At 41.1% G+C, this 17,553-nt stretch carries 23 protein-coding genes; 2 read left to right on the plus strand and 21 right to left on the minus strand.

Annotation, left to right across the window (positions count from 1 at the left end; genetic code table 11):
* Positions 1–16: 16 nt before the first annotated feature.
* Genes O2Q26_RS01420 through O2Q26_RS01430 form a run of 3 tightly spaced genes read right to left on the minus strand, consistent with a single transcriptional unit; the run spans position 17 to position 2,726 of the window.
* Entirely contained in the window at positions 17–856 is an 840-nt protein-coding gene (locus O2Q26_RS01420) for an alpha/beta hydrolase (RefSeq protein WP_289214248.1), read from the minus strand.
* Positions 846–1,745: a gamma-glutamylcyclotransferase family protein gene (locus O2Q26_RS01425; RefSeq protein ID WP_289214249.1), complete on the minus strand. Its 900-nt coding sequence runs from the start codon at positions 1,743–1,745 to the stop codon at positions 846–848. Before O2Q26_RS01425 ends, O2Q26_RS01420 begins: the two co-directional genes overlap by 11 nt.
* A gap of 6 nt (positions 1,746–1,751) precedes the next feature.
* Complete coding sequence (locus tag O2Q26_RS01430; RefSeq protein WP_289214250.1) at positions 1,752–2,726, minus strand: P1 family peptidase; 975 nt, start codon at positions 2,724–2,726, stop codon at positions 1,752–1,754.
* A gap of 65 nt (positions 2,727–2,791) precedes the next feature.
* Between O2Q26_RS01430 and O2Q26_RS01435 the strand changes: the two genes are divergently transcribed.
* A complete protein-coding gene (locus O2Q26_RS01435) occupies positions 2,792–3,067 on the plus strand; it encodes an acylphosphatase (RefSeq protein WP_289214251.1) in 276 nt (91 codons plus the stop codon).
* A 36-nt stretch (positions 3,068–3,103) separates the two neighbouring features.
* On the opposite strand, the gene O2Q26_RS01440 is transcribed toward O2Q26_RS01435, so the two are convergent.
* From O2Q26_RS01440 to O2Q26_RS01460, 5 genes are all read right to left on the minus strand, one after another.
* Positions 3,104–3,844 carry an SDR family oxidoreductase gene (locus O2Q26_RS01440; protein ID WP_289214252.1) on the minus strand — a complete coding sequence of 247 codons (741 nt, stop codon included), beginning with the start codon at positions 3,842–3,844 and terminating at the stop codon, positions 3,104–3,106.
* A gap of 120 nt (positions 3,845–3,964) precedes the next feature.
* Entirely contained in the window at positions 3,965–4,204 is a 240-nt protein-coding gene (locus O2Q26_RS01445) for a ferredoxin family protein (protein WP_253934745.1), read from the minus strand.
* A 149-nt stretch (positions 4,205–4,353) separates the two neighbouring features.
* Positions 4,354–4,899 (minus strand): histidine phosphatase family protein, encoded by a 546-nt coding sequence (locus tag O2Q26_RS01450; RefSeq protein ID WP_289214253.1) that lies wholly within the window; start codon positions 4,897–4,899, stop codon positions 4,354–4,356.
* Between the two features lie 422 nt (positions 4,900–5,321).
* The gene (locus tag O2Q26_RS01455) at positions 5,322–5,525 is read right to left on the minus strand and encodes a DUF6501 family protein (protein ID WP_253934743.1); all 204 of its coding nucleotides are present in this window, start codon (positions 5,523–5,525) and stop codon (positions 5,322–5,324) included.
* Between the two features lie 55 nt (positions 5,526–5,580).
* Positions 5,581–6,186 carry an alpha/beta hydrolase gene (locus O2Q26_RS01460; protein WP_289214727.1) on the minus strand — a complete coding sequence of 202 codons (606 nt, stop codon included), beginning with the start codon at positions 6,184–6,186 and terminating at the stop codon, positions 5,581–5,583.
* A 180-nt stretch (positions 6,187–6,366) separates the two neighbouring features.
* On the opposite strand from O2Q26_RS01460, the gene O2Q26_RS01465 reads away from it, so the two are divergent.
* Entirely contained in the window at positions 6,367–7,029 is a 663-nt protein-coding gene (locus O2Q26_RS01465) for a GNAT family N-acetyltransferase (protein WP_289214254.1), read from the plus strand.
* Positions 7,030–7,061: 32 nt separating this feature from the next.
* Here O2Q26_RS01465 and O2Q26_RS01470 read toward each other — a convergent pair whose 3' ends face one another.
* From O2Q26_RS01470 to O2Q26_RS01530, 13 genes are all read right to left on the minus strand, one after another.
* Complete coding sequence (locus O2Q26_RS01470) at positions 7,062–7,646, minus strand: TetR/AcrR family transcriptional regulator (RefSeq protein ID WP_289214255.1); 585 nt, start codon at positions 7,644–7,646, stop codon at positions 7,062–7,064.
* An 87-nt stretch (positions 7,647–7,733) separates the two neighbouring features.
* Entirely contained in the window at positions 7,734–8,693 is a 960-nt protein-coding gene (gene msrB / locus O2Q26_RS01475) for a peptide-methionine (R)-S-oxide reductase MsrB (protein WP_289214256.1), read from the minus strand.
* 84 nt (positions 8,694–8,777) lie between these two features.
* On the minus strand, positions 8,778–9,281 hold the full coding sequence (gene vrrA / locus O2Q26_RS01480; protein ID WP_289214257.1) for a VrrA/YqfQ family protein: 504 nt from the start codon (positions 9,279–9,281) through the stop codon (positions 8,778–8,780).
* 80 nt (positions 9,282–9,361) lie between these two features.
* On the minus strand, positions 9,362–10,033 hold the full coding sequence (locus O2Q26_RS01485) for a uracil-DNA glycosylase (RefSeq protein ID WP_390216430.1): 672 nt from the start codon (positions 10,031–10,033) through the stop codon (positions 9,362–9,364).
* A gap of 88 nt (positions 10,034–10,121) precedes the next feature.
* Entirely contained in the window at positions 10,122–10,370 is a 249-nt protein-coding gene (locus O2Q26_RS01490; RefSeq protein ID WP_289214258.1) for a DUF2584 family protein, read from the minus strand.
* A 24-nt stretch (positions 10,371–10,394) separates the two neighbouring features.
* On the minus strand, positions 10,395–13,508 hold the full coding sequence (locus O2Q26_RS01495; protein ID WP_289214259.1) for an AAA family ATPase: 3,114 nt from the start codon (positions 13,506–13,508) through the stop codon (positions 10,395–10,397).
* Between the two features lies 1 nt (position 13,509).
* On the minus strand, positions 13,510–14,664 hold the full coding sequence (locus O2Q26_RS01500) for an exonuclease SbcCD subunit D (RefSeq protein WP_289214260.1): 1,155 nt from the start codon (positions 14,662–14,664) through the stop codon (positions 13,510–13,512).
* Positions 14,665–14,764: 100 nt separating this feature from the next.
* Entirely contained in the window at positions 14,765–14,983 is a 219-nt protein-coding gene (locus O2Q26_RS01505; RefSeq protein ID WP_253934734.1) for a YozE family protein, read from the minus strand.
* Positions 14,984–15,067: 84 nt separating this feature from the next.
* A complete protein-coding gene (tatC, locus tag O2Q26_RS01510; protein ID WP_253934733.1) occupies positions 15,068–15,829 on the minus strand; it encodes a twin-arginine translocase subunit TatC in 762 nt (253 codons plus the stop codon).
* A gap of 73 nt (positions 15,830–15,902) precedes the next feature.
* Entirely contained in the window at positions 15,903–16,091 is a 189-nt protein-coding gene (locus O2Q26_RS01515) for a twin-arginine translocase TatA/TatE family subunit (RefSeq protein WP_253934732.1), read from the minus strand.
* Positions 16,092–16,114: 23 nt separating this feature from the next.
* A complete protein-coding gene (locus O2Q26_RS01520; RefSeq protein WP_289214261.1) occupies positions 16,115–16,330 on the minus strand; it encodes a twin-arginine translocase TatA/TatE family subunit in 216 nt (71 codons plus the stop codon).
* A gap of 73 nt (positions 16,331–16,403) precedes the next feature.
* Complete coding sequence (mobA, locus tag O2Q26_RS01525) at positions 16,404–17,021, minus strand: molybdenum cofactor guanylyltransferase (RefSeq protein ID WP_289214262.1); 618 nt, start codon at positions 17,019–17,021, stop codon at positions 16,404–16,406.
* 11 nt (positions 17,022–17,032) lie between these two features.
* Positions 17,033–17,527 carry a dihydrofolate reductase gene (locus O2Q26_RS01530; RefSeq protein ID WP_289214263.1) on the minus strand — a complete coding sequence of 165 codons (495 nt, stop codon included), beginning with the start codon at positions 17,525–17,527 and terminating at the stop codon, positions 17,033–17,035.
* Between the last annotated feature and the right edge of the window lie 26 nt (positions 17,528–17,553).

Consider the following 17,553-nt stretch of genomic DNA (forward strand, 5'->3'; position numbering starts at 1 on the left):
TCATTTCGACCACCCGCTAAACCTGTTTATTCATCGTGGAAGCTATTTTGTCATGAACAGTGGAATGATGAAGAATATGGTTGTGGTCTTCGCCTGGAATTAAAGTGACCTCTTTATGAAATTGTTCTTGATGCCATTCTTTCAGTTTATCTGGCACGATCACCTCATCTTTTTCCCCGACAAATGTGATGAAATTTTCTATTTCTGTCAATAGATTTTCCGGTACCTTTTCTAAAAATCTGGACATGATTAATCGGAAGGTCAGTTCCAGTGTTCCTCCCTCTGACCCGAACTCATCAGGGATGACTGCTACTGTACTTTTATTCCAATAGTTCAATCCTAAGCGATGAAGTACAGCAAGGGAGGTTGCTTTTTTAGAGTAAACTTCGAAATCGACATCGGTTTCCGGCTTGAATTGGTCATTCGCATCATTTTGATAAACTGGAAGCCTCGGATGAAAATACGGTGCTATAAACACATAAAAATCAGCCAGTGTTTTATTATTATTAATCAAGCGTAGAATGTTCGCGCACCCCATGGAATGACCAGCCAATATAATCTCGGAAAAACCCATATTTCGTACGTAATGGATAAAGTCCATAAGGTCTTCGTCGTACTGTCCAAGATAGGAAAGGTCTCCACGTTCATTCTCACTATCATAACCTCTCAGGATCGGAAGGAAAACATCACCGCCCGCTTGATAAGATGCCGCCAGCTCCTTATGATGATCGACCTCAGCCGTCACACCGTGAATCATTATGAAAGCACGGTGCTGCGCATTACTCGGCTTAGAGAAGTGTACGTAATGAAGGTGAGTGAAGTCCCTTGTGACGTATTTTTTCCATTCAGTCTTCATTCATTTTTCCCTTCTTCCTTTTTTCGCCGTCCATATAATCCCTGAATCCTTGTACAGGAAGTTTTTTAGTGAATTTTGTAACGATATTGTTAATATATCCAGGTGATAAATATTGTCTGGCTCCTCTGTAAATTTCAACTGCATAATGAAGTGGAGCCGCAATTTCCTCTTCTTTTGTAATGACAGTGAACGTTATTGCTCGTTCATATTCCCCATTGTGATAAGGATAAACAACTGTTGGCCGGTATGAACTGGAATACACTCCTTCCCGATAGTACAAATAATTCAGCGCTTCCGCGTTTATTTTATAGAGTACGCCTTCTACTTGTTCACCGTGCGCTTCCCCAATATCTGCTCGCGCTCCATCTTCAAGATGATGAGTGAACATCATTTGATAATTTTCAAGTACCGACCGGCCTTTCACTTCTTCAAATAAATGATCTACCCCAGCACGGATAAAACGTTCATTATCCATACAAGATCCGTACGCAAAATAATTCAAGTGATCACGTTTTAAAGCTTGCTCGACTTTCCAATCTCCGCCTTCAATGAAGTGTTCGGTCTCAAAACCGTCACCGCCTAAATAGGTTGCAACCTCATACTCACCGGCCTCCGTGTAAGCCTTGACTGTATTCCGGAGAAAGAGAGAGTTTGGATTTTCTTCACGATAACCTTCTAAGCGGTCAACGGCCGGCAATAATCCCTTCTTAATATCATAAATCTCTCCATAAACGAGAGAATGCTCATCTTCCTTTATGAATGGATAATACGATGGGCTTTTATACATTTTTGCTTTGACCCATGCTTGCTCACTTATTAACTTAGAATTTTTCAAAACATTGTGATTCGACTCTCCGCGGCAAAGAGTTCCATAGACAAAAACCAGCACGTTTTTTCACCTCAACTGTAATTCTTTGTATGACAGGAGCCCATAGGCGCTTTCAGCCGATTGTACAGCATTAATGACCGCCCGCTCCACGACATACGTAAATAAATAACCTAATGTATTTAAATCAACTTTTTTCTCATTCGTACTCATCGTAAATAAAGTATCTCCGTCAACAAACGTGTGGGATGGCTTCATTGTTACGGCCAGCCCATCATGTGCCATCGACGCCAGTTTATTTGCTTCAGCCTTTGTCATTGAAGCATTAGTAATAATTGTACCAATAGTGGTATTTTCACTAAAACGATTTGCATGACTGTCGTTCAAGTTATTCAGTAATATGGATTCCGTATATAAAAATTGCTTCTTTTCCCTGTTATAGGCTCCGGCTAATCTTTCACCTGAAGTGGGATCAATAATATCTCCAAAGCTGTTGACTGCTATGACAGCCCCTACTTTCAACTCACCAACCTGCACGGCGAAATGCCCTAATCCGCCTTTCATAGCTTTTTCAAAACCAAGGATTTTACCTACCGAAGCTCCTGTCCCGGCTCCGTAGTTTCCTGATTCAAAGAAATGGTGGCCGAGCGCATTCAGAGCCGCTTGCTCCCCCATCTCCTCACCCGGGCGTATATTGGATGCGCCTACTGCCAAATCGAATAAAATAGCTCCTGGAACGATCGGCACTTTAGCGACTTCAACATTGAAACCTGCTCCTTCCTGTTCTAACACGTTCATAACACCCTGACCGACAGAGAGCCCATAAGCGCTTCCTCCAGAAAGAAAAACCCCGTGTACCTCCTGAACAAGGTTTTCTGATTTCAGAAGGTCTGTTTCTCTCGTCCCGGGAGCCCCGCCTCGTACGTCTACCCCTGCAACAGCTCCACTTTTTGATAAAATGACAGTGCACCCTGTACCTCCTTCTGTAGACTGAGCATGCCCGAGTTCAAACCCTTCAATTTGCTGTATATGGATTTCATCCAAAATAAATCAACTCACTTATGTTTTTAGTTTCATTAAAAAAGGTAAAGTACTGTGGAGGTGTTGATATGCCAAGAAAACAATGGGTCTTTCACGGTCGTGTCCAGGGAGTAGGCTTTCGTGCCACCGCGCAATCCATCGCCAGACAACAGGAGCTGACCGGATGGGTCAGAAATAAAGATGATGGTTCTGTAGAAATTGAGGCCGAAGGAAAAGGTGATGATCTCGAAGCTTTTCTTCAAGAAATAAAAGATGGCCCCAGCCCGTTCATAAAAATTGATAAAATAGATGAACAGGCTTTTGAAGAAGAAGAAGGGCATAAAAAGTTTAAGATCGTCTATTGATCATCGACACACCTCAGTTCTCTGCGGTGTGTTTTCTTATTTCTTATGCATAGGACGCACTATAAGTTCGTTGACATTGACGGACGCAGGCTGAGTGACAGCATATGCCACGGCGCTTGCAATATCCTCTGAATCCAAAGGTGTCATATCTCGATCTTTGAACATATCAATAACATCACCGTCAGTAATATGTTCTGTCAATTCTGTATCAACAGCTCCCGGGGAAACATTTGTAACCCGAACCCCAGAGCGGGACAATTCTTTTTCCATTCCCATAGATAAAGCTTTAACGGCGTACTTTGTCGCACTATAGACTGTACTTGAAGGAAAAACTTCGTGTCCTGCAACAGATGCAACATTGATGATATGCCCTGATTGCTGTTTAAGCATTTGAGGCAAGGCGGCATGGATGCCAAACAGCACACCCTTAATATTCACGTCGACCATCTGCTCCCATTCATCGACGTGATCGTTCTTAAGGAATGACAATAGCATGACACCTGCGTTATTTACATATATATCGACACTGCCAAGCTTATCTGTTGTATGTTTGACCAAATCTTCAACATCCGAACGCTTCGTCACGTCTGTTTCACTGACGATTGCACGGACTCCATATTTATCTTCTACATCTTCCGCCAATTGCTGCAGTTTATGGGCACGTCTTGCAGCTAATACGACATTTGCCCCTTCTTGTGCAAGGTGTTCGGCGATCGCTTTACCTATCCCACTGCTCGCACCTGTAATAATCGCTGATTTATTCTTAAGTTTACCCATGATAATTTCCCCCTTTTATACCTAATCCATACCCTTTTGGAACAGAAGTTACTCCTTTTCACCTATTAAAAAAGTCACCCCTATGCTACATAGAGATGACTTTTTAAAAATATGTGTCGATTACTGCTGCTCAAAATACTGGCGGTTCAATTCGATGTATTTGTTTTCTTCTTCAGGTACTTCGTCCTCAATATAAATTGCCTCAACTGGACATACCGCTTCACAAGCACCACAATCAATGCAGATCGATGGGTCGATATAAAACATATCTTTACCCTCTTCTATACAGTCTACTGGACAAACATCTACACATTCTCCAGCTTTCTCGTCTTTACAAGGGGAAGTAATAACAAAAGCCACGTGAATCTCCTCCTTCCTTCTCTAGAAAAATTAAGGATGCACACTATTCATATACACCATTTACGGGATTGTTAAACAAGACTACTTTACTTATGATAACGATTTTAGACGAATTTCGCAATCGGTTAGCTAAATTCCACGATATTCGTCTATTCCTGCCAAACTCTTTCGACGGTATATTCGCCTCCCTGTTTCTGAACTAGAAATATATCAGGGCGTGATAGCCGTTTCCATTCATTGAATCCGAATTCTCTTTTATATTTTTGCATTATTAATGCTAATAGGTTTCCGTGAGTGACCAAAATGATATTCCCTTGTTCTTCTTCAAGCTCTTCAATAAGGGAGAGCGCTCGTTCCTTAGCTTCAATGGAGGATTCGCCTCCAGACATTTTCATCTCTGGATCTTCGAATGTGTCATAAAGGACTTCTTCCCAGTCATCCAGTGGGGTGTGACTTAGAATCCGTTCTTCCAGTCTTTCGTCCCGCTCAATTTCAATCCCTTTATCCATAGCATACGGTTTGATTGTTTCGATTGCACGCAGGAATGGACTTGAGATGATGCGATTAATTTCATAACCTGAATTGTCCAGGAATGCGGCTAATACTTGAGCTTGCCGGACACCTAACTTTGTTAACGGTGAGTCTTCATGCTGACCCTCTGTCTCACTGTGGCGTACTAAAATAAGTTTGTCCATTATGACTCCCCCTTTATTCTTACCTCTTACTTCTATTATCAATGAAGAAATACGACTTGACAAGAAGTGATCTTTCGAAAGCATTAAATTAAAGTTAAACATACTCAATTCTATTGTAACCGTAATTCTATCAACCTATTCATCACCGATTCAGAAAAGAATAGATGAGGAGGATCATCCAGGTTAAAATGTCTTGCAGAATTGAACATTTAACTATAAATCAAATTCCATGGATAATGAAAAATATTAAACCGGAGGATTTTGTCGTATTTAGTAAAAGAGTATTGTTGATGGCGGGGCTCAACAGAGATCTAGCTATAGGAGATAGTAGAGGGTTACTGAGGTTTAACTATATAATTTAAAATCAGTCTGTCGAATAATTTTCGACAGACTGAGGCGAAGCTAATAACTTTCTATCGTTTTTATAATTCTTTGAAATATTCTTTATAAAAACCGCCGATACGGCCTGAATTGTCAATGACGAAATAAAACTCTTCACTCTCGTTTTGAACGTCGTAAACTTTTCCTGGTGTGAGTACATTACTTACGACAAACTTTTTCGCTTCATTATGAACACATTCAATTTTTTTAATCGGTTCTGTCTGGTCCCAAGTTTTATGAATCATTATAAAACAGCCTCCTTCAAGCTCTATAATACAAGGAATGGGCTTGCAACTCAATTCATAATTTAGACTTATACCACTTAGCAGACTTATTCACTTCTGCTTCTGTCAATTGGTGCCCCATCCGTTCCCAGTGGGTCGTAACGTCAGCACCCGCACTTTCGAGCAACTCCTTTAAGTCCACAGTCTCTTGAGCAGGACAAATTGGATCGTTTTCCCCTGCTCCAATAAATACACGGGTCTCAGTTAAATCAGGGAGCTCAATTCCTCTTCTAGGAACCATAGGATGGAACAATATAGCAGATTTTATGCTTTCTCCATAATGAAACATTAAGCTGCCAGCTATATTTGCACCGTTCGAATAGCCGACCGCCACGACTTGATCTCTGTTAAATTCGTACGCTGAAGCAGCTTCATCTAGAAACTCCTGCAATTCTTGTGTACGGAATACAAGATCCTCCTCATCAAATACTCCTTCTCGTAATCGACGGAAAAACCGGGGCATCCCCTGCTCAGACACATTCCCCCGAACAGATAGGACAGCCGCTTCTGGATCGATCATTTGAGCGAGAGGGATTAAATCTTCTTCTGTACCTCCAGTACCGTGCAAAAGAAGGAGAACGGGACTATCTTTTGAACGACCCTCTTTAAAAATATGTTTCATCTTCATAACTTTAACCTCCTGATTACTATATAGTTTACATAATATTAATATAGTTCCCTTTACTAATACCTATAATTGAATTTTATCTTTAATTCGAGATAATGTCAAAAACAGAGATATATCATTCTTAAGAAGAGGCATGCTATACTATTTTACAAACAGTTGAAGAGGTGAAACATAATGGATAAATGGATTTATGGTTATGATGCAAAAGGTAAACGTCTGAACCACTTACATATACGTAATTACAATGACAACGATTTTGAACGCCTGATTGAGGTACAAAAGAAAGCCTTCCCTCCTCCTTTCCCTTCAGACTTATGGTGGAATCAATCTCAGCTTCAAGAGCATATCAGCATTTTCCCAGAAGGATGTCTTTGCATTGAAGTCGAAGGAATCATCGCAGGATCAATGACAGCTATGAGATGTACGGTGGATGACCAAAAGGATCATACGTGGGAAGATATCACAGGAAATGGGACTATGAGGACACACGATGAGAAAGGTACAGAGCTGTACGTTGTAGATATTTGCGTGGATCCTGAATATCGCTCATTAGGTTTAGGCAGCCAATTGACTCAGGCTATGTATGAAACCGTTGTCCACTTAGGGCTTGATCGACTCATTGGAGGAGCACGTATGCCTTCTTACTATAAATACGAGGATGAATACACTCCGGAGGAATATGTCAACCTTATCCTTCAAAGTGAAATTCATGATCCCGTTCTCACTTTTTTATTTAAAGCTGGAAGATCACCTGTGCGTCCGATCGCTGAGTATATTGATGATAAGGAATCCTGTAATTACGGCCTTCTCACTGAATGGAAAAATCCATTTAAATAAATAATAACCTCGCTTTTGAGTTGGAAGCGAGGTTATTTTGTCATTTTATTCTCAGCCACACCGTGTTCGATCAAATTCAAAATTTGATCTGCCATTTGTTCATTCCCCACTTTATTTTTATAAGGAAACAAAATCGCGTGAAAAATAATGTCGGCAATAATCCCCGTATCTACTTCCGCGGACCAGATCCCCTTTCTCTTCGCCTCTTCAATCCAATCGATCATGATTTGATAAGCCTTTTGATGTTCTTCAGCTAATTGTTCCATATAATACGCGGCAAGTTCCTGATCACTCGTTTGAATATCCCTGATCATTCTTTCGACCTGATGGATTTGAGCATGGTCTAGGAGTATAAATAAAAACTTCCGAAGCTTTTCATTGGCTTTTAGATGATGAGGAATAGATTCTATGCGTCCATTCATCTCATTCATAATTTCGCGCAAATAAGCGATCAACAGCTGATCTTTGTTCCGATAGTACTCGTAAAGTGTACTTCGGCCCACCTCAAGCTTTTCTGAGAGTTTTTTAAAATGAACGCCATGAATGCCATCAGTCCGGATCAGTTGTCCTGTCGCCTGGAAAAGTTCTTCTTTTGTAAGTGCTTTTTTTCTACCCACAGCGTCCATCTCCTTATGTCAGGCATATATACAGTATACCAAACCATCTAAGTAAAAAAAGCAGGCACTAAACCGGCCTGCTTTCACTCAATCAAATAAATAGTTCAAAAATCCGTAACCTCTCTCGTCCAGTTCCTCTTTAGGAATAAACTCGAGAGCTGCCGAATTAATACAGTAGCGCATTCCTCCTCGATCTGAAGGGCCGTCGTCAAAAATATGCCCGAGATGGGAGTCTCCTTTATCACTGCGCACTTCTGTACGCACCATGCCGTGGGAGGTATCAACATTTTCTTTTACCTGCTGTTTTTCAATCGGTTTCGTAAAGCTTGGCCACCCGCAGCCCGCATCATACTTGTCCTTTGAGCTGAATAAAGGCTCTTTAGATACAAGATCAACATAAATACCTTCGCCTTCATGATCATAATATTCATTCTGAAAAGGGCGCTCTGTGCCGTTTTCTTGCGTTACGTGATATTGAATGGAAGACAGTTTGTCTTTAAGATCTTTTTTGTTCTTATTAACGTGCCAGTGATCCTTGATGAAATCTGCACGGCCAGAACCTTTTTTATACCTTTTATAATGATAAGCATTCTTTTTATGATACTCCTGATGCTTCTCTTCAGCTTCGTAAAAAGTTTTCGCTGGCAAAATATCGGTTACGATTTCGCTTTTGAATTTATTTGATGCTTCCATACTCTTCTTACTTTCTTCAGCTATCTTTTTCTGTTCATCATCATGATAGTATATCGCTGTCGTATACGATTCCCCTCGATCGGCAAACTGCCCGCCAGCATCTGTAGGGTCGATTTGCTGCCAGAAAATCTCTACAAGCCTCTCATATGGGAAGATGCTTGGATCATATACGATTTGAACCGCTTCACGGTGGCCTGTCGTTTCCGTAATCACGGACATATAAGTAGGGTTATCAGTGTGACCTCCTGTATAACCCGATTTCACTGAAATAATACCAGGGCGTTCTTCAAAGGGCTCGACCATGCACCAGAAACACCCTCCAGCGAACGTTGCTTTTTTATATTGTTCCTTCATATGAGAACCTCCATTATCGATAAGTTCAATGCGTATCTTCTATTTTTGCTAATATAAAAGAAAAAATCAAGTAACATGCACAGCCTAAATGTATAACTTAGGCTGTGACGCTCCTTGATTAGAGGATTCCCTCTTCTTTTCCACCTTTTTAGAACTGTTCCGCTTCCTTTGCTTGTGGTTAGAACTGCCCTTCTCTTTGTGTTTTCTTTTAGGTTCTTCTTTCTTACTTCCGCTGCTTTCTTCAGATTCCTCATCTTCAGCTTCTTCATCGTCTGATTCGTTCATCAGCTTCATCATATTGATCATAGCAGGTAAGTTTTTCACCATAGGTCCATACTGTTTGATCATCGGACCTGCAGACTGCATAGCTTTCAATGCTCCCTGGATTTGATTTAGCCAATTCCCCCCGGCGGCTGGAACTTGAGCTTGCGGACCGAAGAAAGGCATTTGCCCGAATCCTCCGGCACCCGGCCCAGGCCCTCCACCACTTAAAAAATTAGGAAGTATTCCTCTCATATTTTGAAACTGTTGAGGTTGGATGCCTGGTACATTTCTAGCAGGGCCGAAAAATGGTTGATTACGATACATAAAGACCCCTCCGTAACTCGTCATAACATAGCCTATGCTCGATGAAGAAAGGGTGTATGGGCCTTTGCTTTTATAGATGTTTAATCGGGGATACGCCAGTTCACCATGTCTTGTCCTTTGCTTTCAAGGAATTCATTCGCTTTAGTAAACGGTCGACTTCCGAAAAAACCACGGTAGGCTGCTAATGGGCTTGGATGGGGTGCCTGCAGAACTAGATGTTTACTCGTATCGACAGAAGCCGCTTTTCGCTGTGCGGGTTTCCCCCATAATATAAATACGGCTGGCCGTTCTCTCTGATTAAGAGCTTCAATCACTCGATCAGTGAATACTTCCCATCCCTGATTACGGTGGGAATTGGCTTTATGGGCACGTACGGTCAACACACTATTCAGTAAAAGGACGCCCTGCTCAGCCCACGCTACCAAATTGCCATGGTTTGGCGGCTCTATTCCTGTATCGCTTTTCAACTCTTTGAAGATGTTTTGAAGAGAGGGAGGAATGTCCACTCCTTTTTGCACAGAAAAGCTGAACCCATGGGCTTGACCTTCTCCATGATAAGGATCCTGTCCGATAATCACAACTTTTGTCTGTTCGTAAGCCGTATGATGGAAAGCCGCATAAATATCTTCCATTCGCGGAAAAACTCGTTCAGTCGCGTATTCTTTTTTTAGAAACTCTCTCAGCTTTTGATAGTATGTCTTATTCAATTCTTCTGATAAAATTTCTGCCCAATCATTGATGAATATTTGCACAACAATCTCCTTTATTTGCTTTATTTCCCCGGTTTTTATTTCCCGGGCAACCGCAGGAAGTGACACGACGTGTTCTATGCTTTTTCATTTAATTGACGGAATGCAGGGAAATTAATCGATACTTGCAAATAGTTGTATTATCTTTAAGTAAAAGTTCTTTGATTTCCCCTGAACCGATTTGATCTGCTCGCACATTTCTCTTAATTTCAATCGTTTCATTCATCGGAAACAGCTTGTAGCCTTCAAACGTGATTTCAAATAAATTATCGTCCGGATTGACACGCTTTTCTTTGCCGCCGGTTATGAGTGTCCATTCCATGGAAAGTGGTGTAGACATAATATTTCCCCCTTTATTTAATGATCATTGAAAAGTGAATTCTACTGTAGATCCTTCCGGGCCTGAGTGGATTTGCAGCTTGGCAGGAATCTCTTCCTTCAATTGAGGGACATGTGAAATGATACCTAACATTCGATTCCCATCCTGAAGACTTCTTAAGCATCCGATCGCTTGCTCAAGCGAAATTTCATCCAGTGTGCCGAAACCTTCGTCGATAAATAACGTTTCCAACTGTACACCCCCCGCATGAGACTGCACCACGTCTGACATTCCTAAAGCAAGGCTTAAGCTTGCTTTGAACCCCTCCCCTCCTGACAGGGTTCGGACTGAACGTTTTTGACCAGTGTGATGATCGATGACCTCCAAGTCCAGACCGCTTTGTGCTCCTCGTTTTGCGACGGCATCACTGCGGGTCAATTGGTATCTGTGGTCGCTCATTTGATCAAGACGGATGTTGGCTTGAATCAGAATTTCATCCAGATAAGAGGCTAGAACGTATCGTTCAAGGGAAAGTTTTAAAGGATTATCCCCTCTTGCCAGGTTGGACAGCTCGGCTAAATCATAATATTGACGGGAAAAATCCTCTTGTTCTGCCAGTAGATTTTTCATCGTATCTGCGACTGTTTCGTTTTGGCTGCAGACAACCTGTAAATGGTGAACGACTTGTTGTTGCTTTTCGACTTCTGCTTTTTTTATTTCCCAAACTTCATGTACTTGATCAAGATCCGGGCGCGACTGGCCAGCCAATTTGATATTCAGCTCTTGTAACCGTTCATCTGCGATTGCCTTGCGCTTTTCAAATGACTGAATGCGATCTTCCATGCTCTGGATTTCATCAGCCGGCTTTAAAGCTGATGTATAGTGTTCGACCGATTGGAACTGAAATTGTTCAAGCTTCAAATGGAACTGCTCTTCTTTTTCCTTAAGAACTTGTTTCGAATCCTTAAAGTATCGCTCAGTTTCTTCTTTTTTTGTAATGGACGTCTGGTATTGCTCAAGGAACGTTTGATAATCTTCCTGGATTTTTTCCCATTCATTGACGGCCCGTTCATACCTTTTTACAGCTTCGCTTGCACGCTCTTCCATTTTTTTTGAGTCAAATGTTTCAAACGCATACGTATTTTTAAGATGATGGAGTTGAGTTTCGACTTGAACCTTTTCCTGCTCCAATTGGTGAGAGCGTTTTATAAGTGCTTCTTCCTGTTCACGCCATCGCTGAAGCTTATCATCCACTTTCTTTAGAAGGTCCGCTGCTTCTTGAGCTTGCTTCAATTGTTTCTCAGCTTCTTCGGTCCGGCGTTTTTGGTCATTAGAAGCATCTAATGATTCTCGATGATACTCTTCTATCAATTCATCCGTAAGCTCATCAGCTTTAAGGTGAGAGATTTCCTTGCACAATGTTTCTACGATCTGCTTTTGAGACTCACCTTCTGCTTTCGCCGTTGTCATTGTTTCATATTTTTGTTCATACTTATGTGCAGCCATTTCGTACTGCGACTTCAACTCATCGATTTCTTTATTTGATTTGACACCTTCGGGCTGTTCGGCCAGCGATGGGTGCTCGCTTGACCCACATACAGGGCAAGGCTGATCGCCTGAGAGGTCTAAAGCTAAATGGTAAGCACGGTGCTGCTTCAGCTCTTCAATCGCATGATCATAATGTTTCTTTGCGTCTGTTTTTTGAGTATGAACCGTTCTTGTTTCATTCCTTAAATTTTGATACTTCGTTCTTAAAGTCTGAAGCTTTTTCCATTCGTTTCTTAACTTATTGATGTGATCAAGCTGTCGAAAGATCTCTGTATTTTTTTCTTTTGCCTCATATAAAGTTGTCGTAACTTCTCTCTCCATCGAAGCGTATTTGTTGAGCCTTTCTTTTTCCTCAAGACTGGATGTTTTATGATTATTTATTTCATTCTGTTCACTTTTAAGGCCTGCCTGTTTGTTCTCCAATTCACGTACCGATTGATCAAGTGTCAGCACTTGCCCCAGTCGATCAAGCATTTCTTGTTTTCTTTTCATATCTTCTTTTAATTGTTCTCTATGTTCTTGATTAGACTTTTCTTTTTCATACAACTGTTTGGCACTATCATACTTCTTTTCGGCCTGGTCCACTTGTATCTTATGCGATTCTAATTGTTTCTCTAGACGCTGTTTTTCTTGCTGTCGTTCATCCACTTGTTTTTTGAAGGGGTGGACTTCTGCAGCGCGCTTTGCCAGTTCAATTGATAAATTTATTTGGTCCATAGTTTTTTGTTCTTCATTCAATAGTTGTTTCTCTTCACGAAGCTTAGCTTGTTCGACGAATAGATCTTCAATGTTTTTTGAGTGATGAAAATTTTCCTGGGCTTTTTCTGTCGCTTTATTTAAAACTTTAAGCTGCTCTTCTTCCGTCGTTTTTTGAGACCTTTGATGGGTGAGTGTACGTTCCAACCGTTCGACGATTTTATCAGGTGTGTTTTCCGTAACTTCTTCTTCCCGGTCCCATTGAATTTTTTCGGTTTCCTGCTCCAGCTTCCATTCGAACTGCTTCATTTGTTCTTCTAAGTTTTTAGTTAGAGACTTGAAGTGATCGGTCAATTGGGAATAGAAATGAGTGTGAAATATTTTTTGTAAAATATCTTCCCTTTCCTTACTATTCTCTGAGATAAGCTTCCGAAACTCACCTTGAGGGATCATTATCATTTTTCTGAATTGCTCATAGTCGAGGCGCAGCAGGTCTTCAATCGTTTCATTGACCTCTTTGATTTTTGAAGCTAGGAGACGTTCTTCTTCGTCTTGGATCAAATATAGCTGAGCACGTGTCGGCTCCTCTTTCAAGCCTTCACCACGCTCCTTTTTCTTCCATTGCTTGGGCATCCGTTCAATACGGTATTGTTTGCCGCGAAGCATAAAAACGAAATTCACATAAGTCGTCTCGTCATCTTTTGCAAAATGACTCTTCAATGTATCCTGATCGCGATCGGTGCCGCTCGCTCTCCCGTAGAGTGCAAAACACATCGCATCAAAAATTGTAGTTTTACCAGCGCCGGTAGGGCCGGTTACTAAAAATATAGATTCACCCCCAAGCTGGGTGAAATCCACGACTTGCTTATATTTGTATGGGCCAAATGCGTTCATCGTCAAATGGATGGCTTTCATGCTATTTCCCCCTTTCTGCCGCTCTCACATCTTCAATCGCGGTCTGGATCAATTGCTTCCTTTGTTCAGGCAGCTCATCTCCTTTAATATCTTCGTAAAAAGCTGAAAATAACTCGAGAGGACTTTGTTTTTGTCTTGATTGCAGCTGCTGCACCTTTTCTTTTTGATTAGATGCAGTGAAAGAGGCCCTCTCTAAATGAAGGATATTAGGATACACTTTTCTCAGTTTTCCCATTGGATCAAGGATTTGACCATCATCTAGAAGACGTATGTGCAAATAGTTCTCGTCACTTTTCGCACTGCCGCCTGACATCAGTTCATCAAAATAGCCCTCTACCACTTCAAAGTCACGCTTAGGTAGTAAAGGGATTTGTTCGAAAGTGAAATCATCGCGATCTTTCAATTCTACAAGAGTCACTGATTTGTTATGGTTCACTTCCGAAAAGGAATACTTCAAGATAGAACCACTGTATCTGACGGCTTCTCTTTTGATTCTTTGTGCCTGATGTAAATGACCTAAAGCTACATATGAGAAGTCTTCAAACAATGACGCATCCACATATGGACTTCCGCCTATCATCGAAAGGCGTTCTTCAGATTCAGATTCCATTCCTCCGGCAATGAAGGCATGTCCGACCCAAATATGACGTTCGTTTCTATCATATTTCTCCATAATGAATTCAATCAGCCGCTCCGCTGCCTGCTGATGACTTTTTATAGAATCATCTTTAAGCATGTAAGCGACTTCTGCGGGTTCCACATAAGGGATTAGATGAAAGTGAACAGGACCATATTCGTCTTCAAACGACACGGGTTCGTAGTTACTAGATAGCTTCGTATCCAAATAAAACCCTTGTTTGCGAAATAGCTGCGCACCGAACTCCAGTCTGTCAGGGCTGTCGTGATTCCCAGAAATCGCGAGAACGGGAATTTGTAAATCGTTGATTAACTTAGTCAATGTTTTGTTCAATAAGTCAACGGCCTGCTTAGGAGGGATAGATCTGTCGTATAAGTCACCTGCTATCACTACGGCATCAGGCTGTGTGTCTTTTACTATATCTATAAACTGATCCAGAATATAAGCTTGATCATCTGTCATATAAACGTTGTTGACGATTTTACCAAGGTGCCAATCGGCTGTATGTAAAATTCTCATAAATACCCTACTTTCTCTCTAAAACTCTTACTTACCATTATACTAGATTTTATTGCACCTGGAAAAAATAAAAGATACCTGTGAGAAGGTATCTTCATAGTTAATTTTCTTCGATTTGGTAAGCGTCATATAAACGATCAAATACTGCAAGCGCATTAGGAAATGGCACATTCCACTCCAAATAACTGCTGATTTCATCATAAGATTTTGCCTGTTTAGGAAAACTATGATCTTCAAACATCCAATCCGCCAGCTGTCTTTCATCATCTATTTGTTTGTTGCCCCTGTATCTCATCATGTAATGGTAGAACGATCTCACTACAGATCCCCTCCCTGCAGTCTCTTTTGTATAGTTTTAACATGTTTACGTTGTTATAGCAAAAGTTAGTCTTTCACGATAAATCTAGCTTTCACTGTCTTCCATGAATTCCCTGTGCGCTTTAAGTTTTTTACGATAAACGATACGGGAAAGGATTATACTTACTTCGTATAAAATAATGAGTGGAATTGCAACTACGATCTGCAAAATGAAATCCGGCGGTGAAATCATCGTTCCAATAATGATCAATACGAAATATGCATATTTTCGTATTTTAACGAGAAGCTCTGGATTCAGAATTCCGAGGCTTGTCAGAAACATGACAAATATCGGGATTTCAAAGAGTAGAGCAAACGGAATGGTCACTCTAAAGACGAACCGGAAATAACGTTCCACAGTAAACAGTTCATTGAACATGCCGTCGTTCAGTGAAAGTAAGAAGGGTAAAATCAGCTGCACAAAAACGGTGTAACCGAAAGCTAATCCGGACACAAACAACAAAAATATGGCAGGTATGTAAGCCAGTGACACTTTCGTTTCTTTTGGAGTGAGGGCCGGCTTGATAAATAACCATAGCTGCAAACTTAACATAGGCAGAGAGCCAATAAGAGCTATGATGCTTGCAAGCGTGAAATAAATCCAAATGATTTCACCAGGGCTTGTCACGCTGAGTTTTATAGGGATGTCCGATTCAAGAAAGCTGTAGATTTCACGAATGTAGACGAACCCTGCGATAAAAAATATGATGAATGATGCAAGCGACCAAATGATCCGTCTTCTCAGTTCTGTTAAATGATCGGTTATATTCATTTCCAGGTCGTGATTGGAATTACTGTTATCTGACATGATCTACATCCTCCCAGGCTATAGTTAGCGGCCTGACATAAAGAAGATGTAAGGGAAGCCCCTTACATCTTCTTTATTTACCTTTTTTGTCTTCTTTAGCAGAGGACTGCTCATCCGACATTAAATCACCAGTAGCTTTCTTAAATTCCTTTAAGGAACTGCCGAACGCCTTCCCAATCTCAGGAAGTTTAGCGGGACCGAAAACGACTAAAGCGGTAATCAATATAAGTAAAAGACCTGGCACGCCAATACTCGATAGCATGTTTCAACACTCCAGTATGATGATTATTTTTGCTGGCTAGAGTTATTACCGTCTATGATATTTTTAGATTCTGACACTTCATCTTTTCCATCTTCGGTCAAATCACGTGCAGATTTTTTGAATTCCCTCAAAGTCTCTCCTGTAGCTTTGCCTATTTCCGGGAGCTTTTTCGGTCCGAAAATCACTAGTGCAATGACAAGAATTAAAATTAATCCTGGTATACCGATGCTAGATAACATAGAGTCACCTTCCTTTATATAAACATAAGCTTAAACGTTTACATGGTTCATATATCAATCTTTGTCTATCATATCACGTTTGATGGCGGTTGTCTTTATCGATACTGGATTTTTCCAAATGAATCATCGCTTCTTCAAAGTCTTTTTTTGTATTCATATTGAAAAAATGCCAGGCAAGCGTTTCCTCTGACATACCGGTAAAGTCATGTACATACGTGACTCGACACCTCTCTTCTTCTAAAAGAGAGACCACTTTACGTTCTTCACGGGAAATCAACTCCTCACAAAGTGGAGCAAGGCTTTGATGATATATGCCAGACAGCGGTTGAACACGGCCTCCATATACAGGGATGACCGCATCGGTATAAGGGGTTATGTGTTGCTTTATAGCTTCTATTATTTGTGGGTCGATAAAAGGTGTATCACAGGCTGAAATCGTGACGTAACCTTCATCGGCCGCATCGAGGACGGCGTGGATTCCTCCTAGAGGTCCGTTGCCCGGATGCTGATCCTTTATGCATGGATAGGGTTCTACAGTGTAATTACAATTTACAAATACACGAGGGACAACCTTCTCCAACGTGTTAAATATCCTATCAAGCACCCTCTGACCACCAAGAGTCATTTGAGATTTATCTGTTCCCATCCTTGTAGAGCCGCCACCGGCAAGGACCGCGCCACAAATTTTCACATTGTTAACGCTCATAATCTCACACGGTCGTAAATGCGGAAATAATAATCATAAGGATTTTTCTCGTCCTTGATGCCTTTCTTCTCCTCCACTAAATGCCAATCCGCTTCCTCATATTCAGGGAAGAAAGTATCTCCTTCGAACTCATGGTCAATATACGTCATATACATCCGATCGGCGAAAGGCTGCATTTTCTCAAATAATACGCTGCCTCCTATGACAAACCATTCAACGTCAGGGTAAGATTCATTTAAACGGATAATATCATCTATCGAATGAATGATTTCGCAGTCTTCCACTTCATAGTTTTCATCTGATGTCAAAATAATATGTTTCCGTTCTGGAAGGGGCTTCCCGAACGACTCGAAAGTCTTTCTCCCCATAATAATCGTCTGCCCCCAGGTCGTATCTTTAAAAAATTTAAAATCCCGAGGGATATGCCAAGGCAAATCATTGTCTTTTCCTATCAAACGATTCTTATCCATTGCAAACACAAAAGAAATCATAACCTCACCTCTCTACTAATATCTTT

The organism is Halobacillus campisalis (assembly GCF_030345335.1).
Taxonomy (GTDB): Bacteria; Bacillota; Bacilli; order Bacillales; family Halobacillaceae; genus Halobacillus_A; species Halobacillus_A campisalis.